The organism is Pseudomonas parafulva (genome assembly GCF_002021815.1).
Lineage (GTDB): Bacteria > Pseudomonadota > Gammaproteobacteria > Pseudomonadales > Pseudomonadaceae > Aquipseudomonas > Aquipseudomonas parafulva_B.
Genome location: NZ_CP019952.1, coordinates 1,290,776 through 1,307,962, shown reverse-complemented (window position 1 = coordinate 1,307,962; position 17,187 = coordinate 1,290,776). Strand labels below are relative to the sequence as shown.

Sequence of the window (17,187 nt, the reverse complement as noted above, 5' to 3'; positions counted from 1 at the left end):
GGATCAGTCAAGGCAGCATATGTTTCGCGCTCATATGTGGAAAACCTCCCAGTCTTTGGCCGACCTGCGGGTATATGCAACCGTTCCATCTTTTTCAGCAGTAACGTAGATGCCTCTCCATTGAGGCTCTATACGCTTCTTATCTTCCACAGGAAACGATATCAACGAATGGGTTGATACACTAACTCCATGTATGTCACCAAGCTTGACTTTCTTACCGGAGAGGATTTGGCACAAATAAAACTTACCATTGATACAAAGACCAAAAACGCAAAGCCCTGCATATCTGATAACCCTGACAGGGACTAAATTAGATGTTGATGATATCTCGTCACTGGATTTATGCACTAGTGCTCCATCAACGGCACTATACGCAAGGTAAGTACCGTGATGTGTACGCACGGCAAATCTATCTAGCGCAATTTTTGACTCTAGTTCTTGTTTATATAAGCCAAGCATTGAGAAACGAACCGGACAGATGTCACTAGACTGTAATAAGCTGATGTTATTCACTGCAATTTCGTATCTTCGTGCAGTACTCGCTGCATTTACTACATTGACTCGTAATGCATTGAGTACGTCCACTTTAAGTCCTGCCACATTGCAAGGATTCTGTAACACTTTATTCAAAAGATAGGGATGTCTATGTGACAGTTTATGTAGAAGTGCTTCTATCCTAATAGGATGCTTCCGTCTGGCTTTGTCCACGAGTTGGCGCAATCTAGAAAGATCTCCAGCGCGAGATAACTCGATCATTTTTTCCATATTGCTCGTGCCTGACAAAGCTCCGGTGACCAGATGACCTACAGATCTTACATATATGTATTCAACAGCCAATGCTTTGGATCTTATCATCTCTGCATGATAGCTATCATTAGCATGCTTAGGATCAAAAAATAAAAATACTCTCCCAGATATATCGTTGCTTTCGATACCCATTCTTTCTAAGCTGGGTTCGAAATACTCCTGAAACCCTGGATTGCGACCATCACATTCGCCTTTGTCGATAGTCCATTGAGGACAAAATGCGATCACTAGTTTTGCCCGTAACGCGGATGAGTATTTAATTGCCGCATAGCCACCCATCGAACCGCCGTAGGTAATAATCTCACTGGCTTCGTTCAATAAATAATTAACAGCATCAATCGCTTTGCTGACACTCTCTTTGGGAAACCAATTAGGGCTTTTTGCCATGAAGCCAATGCAGCTTAGATTTAGCTTTTCGGCGGGTGTATCACCAAAAAATCGCATGCCATCGGCTAAATTTATCAGATTCCCAAATGTCACCAACATGAAGTCCGATTGGCCAGCTTTACAAATAACTCTTACAAAATCATCTTCATACACTACTCGAGGCGAATCATTACTCATTACTCAAGCCTTGCCATTGCAGTTTTATAGAGAATATCATACGTCCTATAACCTATTGTTACTAGACCCCTCAAGTACCGCAGATTTTTCATCGAGGATTTTAAGCTTATTCGTTAGATAAGCCGTGCTTCTTATGATTAAAAATTCTCAGCTAATACGTAGGATTTTGCTTTCATGTTTTTTGTCACATCTCATAAGAATCAAACTCTCCTGGCGCCATGCTCAACGCATTCACATACAGCTTATGGATAATACTAGTCGATGATAGGCCCGCACACAGCGGGCCTGCTTATTCAACTTAGCTGGGGATAGATTTCATGTATGTACATACGCTCCCAATTGGAAGCTTTATCCTTTTCCACAGATACGTCAAGGCTGGGGGTAATGGAAATATATTTACCACTGGAGCTTAAGAATGAGTATTCACCTTTAGGCTCGATATTAAAGTAGAAGTGAGGCATATTTTCCAAAACTTTCAGCTTAGAGCCTACGACTCCAACATTCATCAATTGGTGTTCGCTTTTGATAAATAACCTAGCAGTTGATTCGTATTGATCAATCTCTACAGGAAGCAGATTTTTCTTGGCCAATAAATTCACTGCTGTCGCGGCCTTTATGACGTTGTCTGAAGAGTCATATACTAAATAGGATCTATGTGCTGATCCAATTATGGTACCGCCCCAATTACTGATTCTTGCGCCTGAATCGTAAATTGGATTATTCAGCAACAGTTTTTCTTCAGTCACTGCCCCCAAACGCCAATTCAACTTAACTACAACACCAAGATCCATTGCTTTTTGAAGCTTATCTGGCGCCATAACATAGAAATCTTTATAAACCTCGAGCATTCCTGCCTCACCCTTAGACTCATACTCTCGCTTTATTATATCGAGCCTAACTTTATAGGTGTTTGGCATGTGCTTAGCTACGTTCTTGAACACCCTGAGCTTGAACTTCTCCTTGAACAACTCATAACTTTGCCCTTCAAAGTGCAGCAAATCGATATAATAGGTAGGAACATTGGATATTAATGACGAATCGACAGGCATAGGCCAGTGAACTGACATAAATTTTACTTCAGGATGTTTTCTGATGAAGGACTTTCCAATTATAGTTCCCCATAGACCATTAGTTGCACACTTCAACAACTCATCGCTGTAAAGCTCCTTCAAAAGCTCTTTTTGTTTTACTGATTTCTTGAAATAAACCGTCTTTGTTTCTTCCCCAGGCGATCGCACATCTTCATATACCGCTTCGAGTGTTCTCAAAAGCACTGAGAAGACAGCATCAGGATAGACCGACAAAACTTCTCTTACATTTTTTTTTGCGTAAATAAATTCATCAACGTCAACATGCAATATCCATTCTGAATGCATAATCTCTCTAGCGAACAGTGCATTCACGCCCTGGCGAATCTCAACGGCATCTGGACGTCCAACTCTGTGGGACATTGGCGGGGCTTTATATACAGTCTCCCAATAAGAATCATCGCAAACAAATGCTATAACTTTACCTGCGAAACGTTTGACATCATACGTAGCAAGTTCTGGATCATCGAAGAACACGTAAACCCTGTCTGCACCTAACCCCACGTAATGCTCTAAAAATTCATTAACCTGATATTCTGGTGCACGTATAGTCGACACCACAGACCAGCTTCCATTCCTCACTAGGCTCACCATGCAATTTTGTATACTCGAACCCGACTATACCTTCGCTCGATAGCCATGCAAAGGCCAGTCTGATCGCCATTTTTTGTTTCCCCATGCGGAAATCGCCGCTAGTTTCGACCCCGCGGCCAGAGGCGCTCCTAGCCGAACGCCTTATACGATCAGTTTTCGTGGTACACCAGCAGATGGGTGGGTGTTAGAGGCATTGATCCCCACGTTGACGCGAACGCAGGAGGCTCGCTGAGGTCGAAAGTGCTAGCCTTTGAGTGGTCGCCATCCGACTAGACTGCGGATCCCATGACGCGGTTTTCCAAATGAGACAAGGTTCCACAGCGCTGCGGCCTCCGGAAGGGGCATTGCGTGCTAGGAATGATAGGAAAGATGTCCCCAGGAGTCGCCCAACGCCGGGAATCAATCCCACGATGTTGTACAAGCCTGTGGTCAGTGCTAGCCATGTTGTATTCTTAAGCCCACTGATGACACAAGCCTTTCGTAATTTGCGGCTTCAGCCCCAGTTACGCACCCTACCGTCCTCGACGTTAATCGCTTAAAACAGCTTAGGTTCAACTCATGATTCTAGTAACAGGCGGAGCCGGCTTCATCGGCTCAAATTTCGTTCTGCAATGGTGCGCCCATCACGAGGAACCGATCCTTAATCTGGACGCTCTCACTTACGCAGGCAACCTGGCCAACCTCCACTCCCTCCAAGGCACCACCCATCACCACTTCGTCCAAGGCGACATCTGCGACGCGTCGCTCTTGGCCAAGCTGTTCGATGAGCACCGCCCCCGCGCCGTGATCCATTTTGCAGCCGAATCTCATGTAGACCGCTCTATCACCGGGCCTGAGGCATTTGTCCAGACCAACGTCATGGGCACCTTTAGATTGCTGGAAGCCGCACGTACGCACTGGAGCAGTCTGACCGGGCAGGAGAAAGAAGGTTTCCGCTTCCTGCACGTCTCAACAGATGAGGTGTACGGCACACTCGCGCCAAACGATCCGGCGTTCACCGAAACCACCCCCTATGCGCCCAACAGCCCCTATTCCGCCAGCAAAGCCGCCAGTGACCACCTGGTGCGGTCCTACTTCCATACCTACGGTATGCCAGTCCTCACCACCAACTGCTCCAACAACTATGGGCCGTTCCACTTCCCCGAAAAACTGATCCCACTCATGATCGTCAACGCGCTCGCGGGCAAACCGTTGCCGGTCTACGGTGACGGCCAGCAGATTCGGGACTGGTTGTACGTTGAAGACCACTGCTCCGGTATCCGTCGTGTGCTGGAAGCCGGCACCACAGGCGAAACCTACAACATCGGCGGCTGGAACGAGAAAGCCAACATCGATATCGTGCGTACCGTCTGCGGCCTGCTCGACGAGATGGCACCAGCGTCCGCGCGCAATGTGACCAACCAAAAGACCGGTGCACCTGTCGAACACTACGCCGAGCTGATCACCTACGTGACCGACCGCCCAGGCCACGACCGCCGTTATGCCATCGATGCACGTAAGATCGAGCGCGAGCTAGGCTGGAAACCTGCGGAAACGTTCGATACCGGCATTCGCAAAACGGTCGCCTGGTACCTTGCCAATCAGGAATGGGTGCAGGGCGTGATGGACGGTTCGTATCGTGATTGGGTGGCTAAGCAATACGGGGCAAATGAAGCGTGAAAATCCTGCTGTTGGGGAAAAACGGGCAAGTCGGCTGGGAGCTGCAACGGTCCCTTTCGCCGCTCGGTGAAGTTGTAGCACTGGATCGTCAGGGTGACGGGGCGCTCTGCGGTGATTTGAGCCAGTTGGATGCATTGGCGAATACGGTTCGTTTGCTAGCGCCTGATGTAATCGTCAATGCGGCCGCTTATACAGCAGTGGACAAAGCAGAGAGCGATCCACAGGCTGCAGCGCTTATCAATGCTCAAGCCCCTGCTGTACTGGCACGCGAGGCCGCTCGCTTAGGTGCATGGCTGATCCATTATTCCACCGACTACGTGTATGACGGCAGCGGTGATCAGCCCTGGCAAGAAACCGCAGCCACAGGCCCGCTGTCGGTCTATGGCCGTACCAAGCTTGAGGGTGAGCAGGCCATTGAAGCCAGCGGTGCCAAGGCCGTGATCCTGCGCACCAGCTGGGTGTACGCGGCCCGCGGAAATAACTTTGCAAAGACCATGCTGCGCCTCGCCCAGGAGCGGGACGGCTTGAGTGTGGTATCTGACCAGTTCGGCGCCCCGACGGGTGCAGACCTGATCGCGGATGTTACCGCCCATGTCGTGCGGCAGGTGGTCAACCAACCCGCGAACGATCATCTCGCTGGGGTCTACCACTTGGCAGCCTCGGGTGAAACTTCCTGGCACGCCTATGCGCAATTAGTGCTGCAGGACGCGCTTTGCAGGGGCATATCGCTTAAAGTGAACGCTGATCAAGTATCAGCGATCAATACCGACGCTTACCCTGTACCCGCGCCGCGCCCGCGAAATTCGCGGCTGGCGCTGGGCAAGCTCGAAAGCGCGTTTAAGTTGAAAATGCCGCCCTGGCAGCAAGGCGTTAAACGTATGCTAGACGAAATCCATAAGTAAGGATTCCCATGGCTCGTAAAGGAATTATTCTGGCCGGCGGCTCAGGCACACGCCTGCACCCCGCAACGCTCTCGGTATCGAAGCAGCTGCTGCCGGTGTATGACAAACCCATGATCTATTACCCGCTGAGCACCCTGCTGCTCGCCGGTATCCGCGACATCCTGATCATTTCAACGCCGCAGGACACGCCTCGCTTCGAGCAACTGCTTGGCGACGGCAGCCAATGGGGCCTGAACCTGTCCTACGCCGTGCAGCCAAGCCCCGATGGCCTGGCTCAGGCGTTCACCATCGGCGAAGCCTTCATTGGCAACGACACTTCTGCGCTGGTGCTGGGCGACAACATCTTCTATGGCCACGACTTCCAGTCGCTGCTGTTGAACGCGGGCCAACGCGAAACGGGCGCCTCTGTGTTCGCCTACCACGTCAACGACCCTGAACGTTACGGTGTAGCCGAATTCAATGAGGCCGGGCGCGTCCTGTCGCTGGAAGAGAAGCCAAAACAGCCGAAGTCCAATTATGCGGTGACTGGCCTTTACTTCTACGACAACCAAGTGGTCGACCTGGCGCGTAGCCTGAAGCCATCGGCCCGAGGCGAGCTGGAAATCACCGACCTCAACAACCTGTACCTGCAACAAGCGCAACTGCATGTGGAGATCATGGGACGTGGCTATGCATGGCTGGACACAGGCACCCACGACAGCCTGCTCGATGCAAGCCAGTACATTGCAACCATGGAGCGCCGCCAAGGGCTGAAGGTGGCGTGCCCGGAAGAGATCTGCTTCCGTGCAGGCTGGATTGATGCCGAACAACTCGAGCGCCTGGCCCAGCCATTGCTCAAGAATGGCTACGGCCAGTACCTGCGTAACCTGCTTAGCGAAAAGGTTTTCTGATGCACGCAACCCCTCTGGCCATCCCTGATGTCCTTCTGTTCGCCCCCAAAGTCTTCGGCGATGACCGTGGCTTCTTTTACGAAAGCTTCAACGCCAATGTCTTTGAAGAAGTCACTGGCCTGCGACCCGATTTCGTTCAGGACAACCACTCTCGCTCAGTGAAAGGCGTGCTTCGGGGCTTGCACTACCAGCTGCCCCCTCATGCCCAGGGCAAATTGGTGCGCGTGGTGCAAGGTGAAGTGTTCGACGTGGCGGTTGATATCCGTCGCTCCTCCCCCACTTTCGGCAAATGGGTCGGTGCGGTGCTTTCTGCGGAAAACAAGAATCAGCTGTGGGTCCCGCCAGGGTTCGCACACGGGTTTGTCACTCTGAGTGAAACCGCTGAGTTCCTGTACAAGACCACCGATTTCTACTCGCCTGCCAGTGAGCGTTGCATCGCTTGGGATGACCCAGAAATCGCCATCGAGTGGCCGATTGATTTCAGCCCGAGCTTGTCTGGCAAGGATCAACTCGGCGTGCTGTTGGCTAACGCTGAAGTGTTCGAGTAATCCTGCAACGAGGCCAAGCCGCTTGAGGCTTGGCCTTGTCAGAAATTGCAGTCTAAGCAGTTCTGATTGCCTAGTGCCTAGGCTAGCCCTAGCAAGAAACGCTTAAAAGTGATTTCAGCCGCTGTAATCATCGAGGCCTCACCGGTTTTCTCGGTAAACGACTGAGTCTGCTTTTGAGCCCGCAGGCTTAGGCTTCAGAAAGCAAAAAGATCAGAATCTACCCCTTCCTTGTAGTCCGTTTCCCAAAGATACTCTTCCTCCCTATTTCCCGTTGCGGCCATTGTGGAAGCGACCTAGTCTCGCCCTGTCGTTGGCTATCAACGACACGGCTTTGACAGGCCGTCACGGTACATAGAGATCAGCTCGTCCTTTATGGCGGCTGTACGTGCGGGCACGCTTGCGTGCGCCGGAACTTGCTATGTCCGCCGGTCTGTCAACCCACGTACAGCTGCCACCCACTTGTTTGACAGCAAGAGGCGGCCGCATTGATCAAAGGACATACGCGATGCTTAAAATCGTCCCCGACCCACCGCACCACATCCACTCCCTTGAAGACACCCTGATCCAAGCCACGGACCACGCGCTATGCGCCGCGACCGTCGCCCATCAGGCCTTGCTGCTACAGCCCAAATCGCCGGCATCGATTCTGATCATGACGTCTCTGCACGAACTCGAGACGCTGCGGGCCTTGCTGGAGTCAGCGCTTGTGCACGTGCAAAAGCCGAAAGAACCTCAAGCAATGCATTGAAGCCAGCTGGCGCTGCGCCAGGCAGACCATTGCCAAGCAATGGTCGCCCGCACTGCAGCACTGGCAGCAAACAATTAGGGAGATCAACCAATGACCGCACACCACACCGGCGTCACCGCCGGCAAAACCAAGTTCTATCAAGGCAAACAGCAAACCGAGCCCCTGTTCTGTATCGAACCCGGCATACCGTGCGAGCACGCCCGCGCCCAAGCTTCTGAGTAGATCGTCCTTTGAGACATATTCAACAGATATTCAAAATGCTCTATTGCTGATCGAAATCCCCTATTGCTAATCTGGACCACCTTTTCAACTGGCCATGGATTGGCACTAAATGCTCAGACGACGTTTCTTGCAGTTCACAGGCTTGTCTACTTTGGGCCTGACTGGGGCAGGTAGCCTGATGGCGCAGCCCATGGCTACCTTCCCTCGCCCGGAGTTCTCGGTCACAGGTGTCCAGGTTAGGCTTTTCGGTCCCGCGTTTGCACAATCTACCCGTGTCTTTTTTTTGTCGGACACGCATCTCTGGCAAAGCGACGAGCGTGAATTGCCCTATCGGCAATACAGCGAACGCATGGCCGCCGCCTATAACCAAACGCAGCATTTCCAGACCGGTCAACCGACCAACCCCATGCAGGCGTTCGAAGCAACGCTTGATCTGGCTGCCGAGCAAAAGGTGGATTTGCTGGTTCTGGGTGGCGACATCGTTAGCTACCCGTCCGAAGCTGCTATTGAGTGGGTACAAGGCAAGCTCAAGGCGTGCGGTATTCCCTATACCTACATCGCGGGTAACCATGATTGGCACTACGAGGGTATGACGGGAAGCCAGGATAGCCTACGCCGGGAGTGGTCTGAAAAGCGGTTGAAGCCGTTGTACCAAGGGGCCAACCCCCTTATGTCTACACGCGACGTGAACGGTATCCGCTTTATCGTCATTGATGATTCAACCAACCAGATAGTGCCCGAGCAACTGGAGTACTTCGTCCGGCAGGCTGCGTTCGATGGGCCTGTGGTGTTGGTCGCGCATGTGCCTTTGTACGTACCGGGCAGGCCTATCACGTTCTCGTGTGGCAACCCGTATTGGGGGGCTGCCAGTGACACCCTGTACACCATGGAGCGACGGGAACAGTGGCCAGCCAAGCACAGCGACGTGACCATGGAGTTTCACCGACGTGTGTTTTCGACGCCAAACCTGGTCGGCATCCTGGCAGGCCATATTCACAGTCAGTCGGTGGATGTGTTCAACGGAATTGCGCAATTCGTGGCGCCGCCTAACCTTGCGGGCGGGTATCTGGACGTACGCTTCGAACCGGCCTAAGCAAGCCCGGGGTGCGAACCATCACCGGCAAGCCACCAACGCCTGAATACAGGCGCCAGTGGCGGCCCGAAGGCTATCAGCCGAGGCGTTCAGCCAACACGATTTCGGTTAGCCGTTGCGCGCTTTGAGCCCATGTCAGCGATGGCATGCCCTTGGAGTCAGGATGCTGGCCCTGCTCGAACAAGGCCAGCCAGGCCTTGATGCTCTGAGCCAAATCGGCGGGCTGCTCCCCCTTGAAGTAGTAAGCATGATCCAGCGCTACTTCCCTGAAGATCGGGATATCCCGCGCCAGAATGGGCAGGCCATGCTGAGCAGCCTCGATCAACGGCAGGCCGAACCCTTCGCCCACCGAGGTAAACACCAGGCAGGCACTGCTGGCGTACACCTGCTCGAGGTACTCGTCGCTGATGCCGGTCAGCCAGAACAGCCGCTGGCCCTGCTGTGGATGCTCACGCAACCGGGCGATAGTCTCTGGTATATCGCGACGTGCTTCATCGCCCAAGGCTTTCCAACCCTCCCCGCCCACGATGGCCAGGTTCACGTCTACCCCTTCGTCCCAAAGCAGCTCGAACGCTTTAAGGGCTTGAAGGTAGGACTTGCGAGGCTCGACGGTACCCACCAGCAGGAAGGTCGGCTTGGCACGCAGCGTGCTCAGCGTTTGTTCGGCACTGGCAGGCATGCCTTTGCTGGGCGCTGAGTTTGCAAGGTCCGCGCCGTGGTGAGACCAATTGATCTGCAGGGCTCGCTTACCCTTGCGTTCCAGGGCCTGCTCTTTGACCCACGCTTGCAAGTCATCGGCCACTGCCTTGGACACGGCGACAACCCCATCCATGCCCGTGAGCACCTTGAGCCACTGTGCAAAACCAGGTTCGGTCCCTGGTGGGAAGACATGGGGCATGCGCAGCGGTAGCAAGTCGTGAAGCATGAACCATACGGCCACCCCGGTATCGCGGTAATACTGGATAAGCCCCGCTTCGTTGGCCCGTACCAGTGTATCGCCGGAGAGGTCCAGGCCAATCAGCACGTCGCCGGCCATTGGGTCGACCCGCTCTTCGGTCGCCCAGTCATGCGCAACCCCCAGCATGTCCAGGGTATAGCGACGGGCGTAGTGATAGTTCCAGCTGCCGCTCTTGTCGCTCAGATAAACCGGCTCGATGCGGTAGCCGGCAGGCGGGTTTTGCAGCAGGGCCAGCATCAAGGCGCGGGCTACGCGCTCGATGCCTGTCTTCAAGTCGGAGTGGCTGGTGGCGGTTACGTCCAGGAATAGTCTGCGTTGCGGGCGCATCAACGGCATGTTGAGCGCGATGCACTGCGACAATTGCCGGCGTTCAACGTCGGTCAGGGCCTGGTTACGCGCTACAAGCTCAGTGACCAGGCTGTCTACCCCGGCGCGCGCGGTGCGGTCGAACGCTTCAATGGCTTCGAAATAGGCACGTGCACAGGCAGCGGGGGCGTGCTTGTCGTGGATAACGCTGCGTGCGTGGTTACCGAGGGTGGCGCGCAGCTGTGGGTCGCCGTGCAATGCGTTGATCGCCTCGATCAAGCTGTCAACGGTGCAGTCGTCAGGCAGTAGCCAGACCGCTTCAGCATCGAGCTCGGCCATGGAACCGTTGGCATTGACGACCAATGGCAGGCCGTAGTTCATGCAGTCCAGCACAGCGGCCGACGTCTCGCCGCGCGATGTGGTACGCAGCTGTATCGCCATGTCGGCGGCCTGAAGGTACTGATGGAAAGTTTCACGCGAGGCATAACCGGTGATCTTGACCGTACTGGCATGGCCGCTGCGGCGAATGGTGTCGAGCAGTTGTTGGCCATACGCACCGCCATGGTTGTCACCGACGAACACCAGCTTGCAGGTCTTGTCCTGCGCCAGCGAACTGCCAAACCACGCATCAAGCACCTGATGGTTGAGCTTGGAAGGGTCCAGGAAGCCGAAGCTGCATACGACAAAATCGTCCTCACCCAACCCCAATTGCCTACGTGCCGTGGCCCTGTCCGGTTGCAGGGCAGGCTCGCGCAGCAGGGGGATGACGTGCCAATTGGCGGGGTCAGAGTCGCTGTACCATTGCCGGGCAAGCTTGCAGGAGTATTCGGAATGAACGATCAGCCCCTGAGCGTGCTGCAGCGGGTGCAGGTTGACGGGGTAATTGAGCCTGGCTGCATCTGCATCCCGGTACAGCTCTGCTGCGGCCTTGTAGCCGTGGCTGGCGTACAGCGCCTTGACCCAGTCATGGGAATAGCCGGCGTGTTGCTCGCGCCAGCTCATCAGGCCGCTCATATAGAAATCATGCAGGACCACGGTGCCAGGCACTGCCTGCATCAACGCCAGCATATGGTCGTGATACGGCGAGTTGCCCATCTGATAGATCACCCGGTCGACGGTGTGGGCATTGTCCAGCAACCACTGTGCATCATGCACATCGAACCCGGCCTGCACCCAGTGCTGTTCATAGCGGTCTTGGGCCACGATCAAGCTGATGTGGTAATACTCGGCAAGCGCAGGCAGCAACTCTGCGCTGTAGTCGGCAATGCCTGTGCGCTCGGGCGGTAACGGCGAGACAAAGGCCAGCCTGGGTTTCGGCCCCTGGCCAGGTGTACTGTGCCGTGCGGGCTCGACGGCCGCGATGGCTTCGAAGGCTTCAATGGTGCGCTTTGCTGTCTGGTCCCAGGAGAACCGGCGTGCCTGCTGCAGCGCATGGGCGCGCTGGGCATTCAGAAACGCTTCGTTGCCAAGTGCCTCGGTCATCTTGGCCGTGATGGAGGCAACGTCGAGGGGATCGAAAAGCGCTGTTTCCAAGCCGATGACTTCAGGCAGGCTGGAGGTGTTGGCGGCGATCACTGGCGCACCACAGGCCATGGCCTCCAGCGCCGGCAGACCAAAGCCCTCATGCCAGGATGGGAAAACGAAGAGCTCGCACAGGTTGTAGAGCTGTACCAGCTCTTCTTCGGTCACGTAGTTGGTGAAGCGCAGTTCATCCTCGCGCAAGCCGGCTTTACGCGCCTCCTGCATCAACCCCATCCGGTCGCCTTCGGACATCTTCCCGGCGAACAGTAGCTGGTGGTGCTGACGCAGGCCGCTCTCGAGCCTGGCAAAGGCCTGGATCAAGCGCGGCAGGTTCTTGCGTTCGTCCGCCCCGCCGGTGTACAGCACGAATGGCCTGTCGAGCCCGAACTTGGCCTGAAGCGCTTGCGCATGGGCCGGGCTTACTTCACATGGCTTGAAATGGTCGTCGATGGCAGTCGATACGTTTACGACGCGCTCGGCTGGCACGCCGAGGGTATCCAGTGTTTCCTGACGGGAGAAGGCCGAGATGGCCAGCAGCCCACTGGCGCGCTGTAGGTACCCTACCTTGCGCATGTAGTACTGCTCGTAGCTGGGGTTGGGCTTGAGGTAGTGGTCGGGGTTGAGCAGCGGAATCAGGTCATAGAGCGAGACGGTGACCGGGACTTGGGTATCGAGCAGCCCTACGCTGCTGATCGCATCGTCGATATAGCCTTCGAACAAGCTGGTGATGTGAATGACGTCCGGCTTGAGGCTGGCGAGAAACGCCTCTCGTATCAACTCGGCATTCTGGCGGCGCGCCGTGTTGCCAGGGTCGATCTCCTGGACCGGGCCTGGGGCGTGCCAGACCCGAATGTTCTCCTGGGGCAAAAGCCCCTGGAATGCTTCGCGAATGCCTTCGATGGTATGCGCGAACAGGCCATTGAGTGCCAGGAAGACTTCGTGATCGCCGCGATTACGGACGATGCCCTGGGCAAAGGACAGTGTATAGCGACCAATGCCGCGGAAGCGGCTTTCGGTCTGTGCCCCTTGCATGTCAATAACAATACGCATCAACGCACATCCTTAATCTTGGTCGCTTTCTCGAACTTGTGTAACACCTCCAGCCCGCGTGCCGACAAGGTGTCATCGACAGTGCCAGCAGCCATGGCCTGCATCATGCTTGGCATTGAGGAGGCGACAGGATGTGCACCGGCCAGGCCGTGGTGACGGGCAAACTGGCGCAGCCTCGAGGCCAGAGGCGGGTATTGGTTGATCAAGTTGACCAGCTTGCGTTTGGCCTCCGGACGCGCGGCCGCCTGGCGGATTAGCACTACCAGCCCTTTGCGCACTACGGCCTTGCTGCGCTGTAGCAGGCCGCGGGTTACCCGCTTGCCCTGCACCACGGCTACCCGCATGGGCTTGGTCATGAACCAGGAGGTGCTGGTCAACAGCGCCTGTACCCGCTGCTCGCTGAGCGCGGCACGTTCCTCGGCTGCAGCCGCGTGGGCCTGACTGGCCTGCAATTGTGCCTGGCTGGCCGCCGCATGGGCTTCGTGCTCCTGGGCCTTTTTTGCCCAGCGGTCAAGGTCTGCCTGGGAGGCGCGAAGTTGCGCGTCGATCGCTCGGTTGGCCTGGATATGGCTTTGTACTTCATCGGCCAGCTTCGTCCGCTCCTGCTGAAGTTCAGCCAGGTGGCGTTCGTAGACTTGCGACATCCGATCGCTTTTCTCGTCCAGTGCTCTCAGACGGTCTTCGATGCGGGAGCTTGCAGCGTTTTGATGGGTTTCCACGTGGTGCACATGCTTTTTGATTGCTTGAAGAGCACTTTCGATGCTGCTCATCCACAGCACGCTCGACGTGTCGGGCACTGGCTCATCGCTGTGCTCTGAAAGCCCCTGCAACGTGTCGAGCAGCAACTGGAAGCTCCAGGTACTCACCGGCTTGCTCCAGAGGCTGTTCATCCAGTTGGCGTACGGTTGCGGCAGGCTGAACGGGCTGATGGCAATTTCACGCAACGGCATTGGCTTATCGACGCTGCCAGTCACCACTTCCTTGACGAAAATCATGAAGGCCAGATAAAGGTTGTGTGGCCAGACACAGTCAGTGGGCTGGTTGCCGATGGAGCCGAAATCTATGAGCCGAGCCTTGCCGCCGGTATCGAGCATCACGTTCCATACCCGGACATCGTCGTGATAGAAACCATGCTGTTCCAGCAAGGCCAGCTGCCTGAGTACATCCAGCAATACCGCCTGCTTGTTCAGCGGCTCACCTCTGGCAATCACGTCGAGTAGCAATTGCCCCTTGATCCGGTCAGTCACCAACCAGCTTTCTGTAGCGTTCGCGCCACTGACATGATGGGCCGGGGCGTCGAACCCTGCAGGCGGATGCAGAAGAAACTGCGCCTCGCGCTCCAGTTCAGTTCGGTTTCGAGCACCGAATGTGCCATCGACCCGAAAGACTTTGACGAAATAGTCATCACTCTCGTAATAACGGCGTGCGCCCTGGTGCGCACCATCTGCCAGTGCGTGAGAGTCGGGGGTCCAAGAGCTGATACGCTGACCGACCCCTTCGAGGTACCAGATCTGGTTACTGGCAACATAGAGGGGGCGCTGGATCTCGGCCAGGTGGGTGGAGTGTCGCGCAAGCTCATGCAGGAAGGCGCTGTTTTCGAGCAAATAGCGTGGGTCTTCCGGTTGGGCCGGCCCCCAGTACAACGGCTCTTCAGCCACTGCAAACTCACCCACGAAAACCACGACTTTGTGCAGCAACTGCTCAAGCAGCGCCTTTATGTGCTCTTTGCCCAAGTCGTATACCAAATGGTGGAACACACTCAGGCCCAACACCATATCAAACTGCCCAGGCTCGACCGTTTCGAGGAAGTCCTGCACCTTGCCGAACGTGAACTGAGCCTTGTACTCGGGGTGTTCGGCCAACAGGGCGCGACATACCTGGACGTTCTGCTCCAGATAGTCGATGCCGTGCACCTGCGCGCCCAGAGCTGCCAGGTTGAGGCTGAAAAAACCTTGTGCACAGCCCAGGTCAAGCACTTTCAGCGGGCGGCCCTGGATACGTTCCACCACCTTGTAGATACCCGCTATATGCGCCAGGCGGTCATGGCTGGTGCGCGAGCTGCCTTCGGATAATTCGGGGTGGCCAAAAATGGGCTGATACAGCTCCGGCAGACTGGCTACCTGCGACTCGATAGTGCTCATTTGGAGGGTACCTCAAGGTGCTTTCCGCATTCTGAGAATGCAGATTGCATATCAACAATTCCTGAAAACTGCATTGGCCTGGTGACATTCAGCAAAACAGAATCGTAACGGCGGTCCAGCGGTTGCAAGTCATGCAGCGGATCACCGGCCGAGACGCCGAAGGACACCAGGTAGTGACCTGCATTCAGGTGCATGGGCACCGAGAAGCGAAACACCTTGATGTCACCGGCACGTGCGCGAATGGTGTCGGCACTTTTACCCGCCAGGAAGGAGTTCGTGCCGTACAGGAAAATGCCTTCCAGCGTTTTGAGCAGAAAACCCGGGACTACGCTGTCGTAGTCCTGATCGAAGCGAACCTTGAAATAGAAGTCCACCGGGCTGTTGCTTTCAATCTGCGAAGGGTACTGCACGCCATCGGCGACTATCAGGTAATCGAGAATGGTCGCGCCCGTGTGCCCCCACCGGTATTCTTCCTTGCGGTAACCAGGACGGGTATGGAAGTCGTCCGTTGCGCCTTCGAGCATCTTCGAGCTCAATTGCTGTTCCACTTCTGCGCTCACCGCCTTCAGCACTGGCGCTTTTCCGAACAACTCGTCCAGGTAACGGTTGGTGACGTCGCGCGCACTACCGTCCATCTCGACGCGGCCGTCCTTGAGCATGATGGCACGCTCGCAGTGCTTCACGACGTCGCCTGGGCTGTGCGAAACAAGAATCAAGGCCGTGCCCTGCTTCTTGAATTCGGCAATGCGCGTGTAGCACTTGGCCTGGAAGTAGGCATCGCCCACCGAAAGTGCCTCGTCCACGATCAACACATCAGGGCGAAACGCCGTGGCCACTGCAAAGGCGATACGCATCTGCATGCCACTCGAATAGGTGCGCACGTGGGTATCGAAGTATTCGCCAATTTCGGCAAACGCTTCGATCTCGGGCATCACGCGATCGATTTCTTCAGAGCTGAAGCCCATAAGGCCGGCCACGTGCCGCACGTTCTGCCGCCCCGTAAGCTCGGGGTTGAACCCCATGCCCAATTCCAGGATAGCGGAGATGCGCCCGTTGATACGCACTTCACCCTGCGTGGGTTGGAGCGTACCTGTGATCATTTTCAGCAGGGTCGACTTACCGGCACCGTTCTTGCCGACAATGCCGATAGCTTCGCCCGCTTCGATCGTGAAGCTGACGTCGTTCAGGATCCAGTGCTCGGCCGAGGGCTTGAGCGGCACAAAGAACCAACGGGCAATACGCTGCCATTCGGAGCGGTAACTTCTGTAGGCTTTCCCCAGGTTACTGACTTTCACAAGGCTCATAGGGAATCCACCATCTCTGCCGACGCACGCCGGAACATGAACAGGCCGATGACCATCAGGCCCACGGCGACGGCGGTGATCATGCCGGTTTCATCCAGGTTCGGTGTACGGTTGTAGACCAGTACGTTGTGATACCCGGTCACGATCGGGTACATCGGGTTCATTTGCAGCACGCCCTTCATGTACTCCGGGATGATGTTCACCGAGTAAACGATCGGGGTAAACCAGAACCAGACCTGCAGAATGATAGGCACCACTTGCCCGATATCCCGCAAAAACACGTTGAGCACACCAAGAATCAGGCCAATGCCCACAGCCAGGGCCACCACTGCAAACGTCAAGGGCAGCAACCACAAGGCTTGCAACGTCGGCGGCTGGCCAAATGCGGTGAACACTGCGACCACTGCAACGAACAGCAACAGGTTGTTGAGCAACGCCGTTCCCACCACGATCACTGGCAAGGTAATGCGCGGGAAGCTCATTTTCTTCATCAGGTTGCCCTGCTCGATAAAGAGCGTGAGGCATCGGCTGACAACCTCAGCGAACAGGTTCCACGCTAGCATCCCTGCCATCAGATACAGGGCGTACGCGTACTTGTTGTCTATGCCGGGCAGCTTGGCGCCTAGTACATTGGACAGAATCAGCGCATAGATCGCCACTTGCGCCAGTGGATGAATGATCATCCACAGACCGCCTAACTTCGATCGCGAAAAACGAGCGATAAATTCGTTGCGGATCGACGTAACCACGAAGTTACGGTAGCTCCACAAACCTCTCAACATGCCTAGCATG

The 17,187-nt window shown here is 55.4% G+C and carries 13 protein-coding genes; 7 read left to right on the top strand and 6 right to left on the bottom strand.

Annotated features, from left to right (window positions below):
• Positions 1-30: 30 nt before the first annotated feature.
• Entirely contained in the window at positions 31-1,371 is a 1,341-nt protein-coding gene (locus B2J77_RS21270) for a hypothetical protein (RefSeq protein ID WP_153302486.1), read from the bottom strand.
• 293 nt (positions 1,372-1,664) lie between these two features.
• Positions 1,665-3,017: a glycosyltransferase family 2 protein gene (locus B2J77_RS05840; RefSeq protein WP_194286095.1), complete on the bottom strand. Its 1,353-nt coding sequence runs from the start codon at positions 3,015-3,017 to the stop codon at positions 1,665-1,667.
• 594 nt (positions 3,018-3,611) lie between these two features.
• Between B2J77_RS05840 and rfbB the strand changes: the two genes are divergently transcribed.
• The 7 genes from rfbB (at position 3,612) to B2J77_RS05805 (ending at position 9,115) form a co-directional block, all read left to right on the top strand.
• The gene (gene rfbB, locus B2J77_RS05835) at positions 3,612-4,712 is read left to right on the top strand and encodes a dTDP-glucose 4,6-dehydratase (protein WP_078478159.1); all 1,101 of its coding nucleotides are present in this window, start codon (positions 3,612-3,614) and stop codon (positions 4,710-4,712) included.
• A complete protein-coding gene (gene rfbD / locus B2J77_RS05830; RefSeq protein WP_078478158.1) occupies positions 4,709-5,614 on the top strand; it encodes a dTDP-4-dehydrorhamnose reductase in 906 nt (301 codons plus the stop codon). Before rfbB ends, rfbD begins: the two co-directional genes overlap by 4 nt.
• 8 nt (positions 5,615-5,622) lie before the next feature.
• Positions 5,623-6,504: a glucose-1-phosphate thymidylyltransferase RfbA gene (gene rfbA / locus B2J77_RS05825; RefSeq protein WP_027914271.1), complete on the top strand. Its 882-nt coding sequence runs from the start codon at positions 5,623-5,625 to the stop codon at positions 6,502-6,504.
• Positions 6,504-7,052 carry a dTDP-4-dehydrorhamnose 3,5-epimerase gene (gene rfbC / locus B2J77_RS05820; RefSeq protein ID WP_078478157.1) on the top strand — a complete coding sequence of 183 codons (549 nt, stop codon included), beginning with the start codon at positions 6,504-6,506 and terminating at the stop codon, positions 7,050-7,052. The genes rfbA and rfbC overlap by 1 nt, the downstream gene beginning before the upstream one ends.
• Positions 7,053-7,557: 505 nt before the next feature.
• Complete coding sequence (locus B2J77_RS05815; protein WP_078478156.1) at positions 7,558-7,800, top strand: hypothetical protein; 243 nt, start codon at positions 7,558-7,560, stop codon at positions 7,798-7,800.
• Between the two features lie 90 nt (positions 7,801-7,890).
• Positions 7,891-8,022 (top strand): hypothetical protein, encoded by a 132-nt coding sequence (locus B2J77_RS21705; protein ID WP_267128938.1) that lies wholly within the window; start codon positions 7,891-7,893, stop codon positions 8,020-8,022.
• Between the two features lie 178 nt (positions 8,023-8,200).
• A complete protein-coding gene (locus tag B2J77_RS05805) occupies positions 8,201-9,115 on the top strand; it encodes a metallophosphoesterase family protein (protein WP_194286094.1) in 915 nt (304 codons plus the stop codon).
• 76 nt (positions 9,116-9,191) lie between these two features.
• On the opposite strand, the gene B2J77_RS05800 is transcribed toward B2J77_RS05805, so the two are convergent.
• From B2J77_RS05800 to B2J77_RS05785, 4 genes are read right to left on the bottom strand one after another with little or no spacing between them, the layout of a single operon-like run.
• Complete coding sequence (locus B2J77_RS05800) at positions 9,192-12,950, bottom strand: glycosyltransferase (protein ID WP_078478154.1); 3,759 nt, start codon at positions 12,948-12,950, stop codon at positions 9,192-9,194.
• Entirely contained in the window at positions 12,950-15,091 is a 2,142-nt protein-coding gene (locus B2J77_RS05795; protein WP_078478153.1) for a methyltransferase domain-containing protein, read from the bottom strand. Before B2J77_RS05795 ends, B2J77_RS05800 begins: the two co-directional genes overlap by 1 nt.
• On the bottom strand, positions 15,088-16,395 hold the full coding sequence (locus B2J77_RS05790) for an ABC transporter ATP-binding protein (RefSeq protein WP_078478152.1): 1,308 nt from the start codon (positions 16,393-16,395) through the stop codon (positions 15,088-15,090). The genes B2J77_RS05795 and B2J77_RS05790 overlap by 4 nt, the downstream gene beginning before the upstream one ends.
• Positions 16,392-17,186, bottom strand: coding sequence for an ABC transporter permease (locus B2J77_RS05785; protein WP_058638471.1), 795 nt, complete (start codon positions 17,184-17,186; stop codon positions 16,392-16,394). The genes B2J77_RS05790 and B2J77_RS05785 overlap by 4 nt, the downstream gene beginning before the upstream one ends.
• Between the last annotated feature and the right edge of the window lies 1 nt (position 17,187).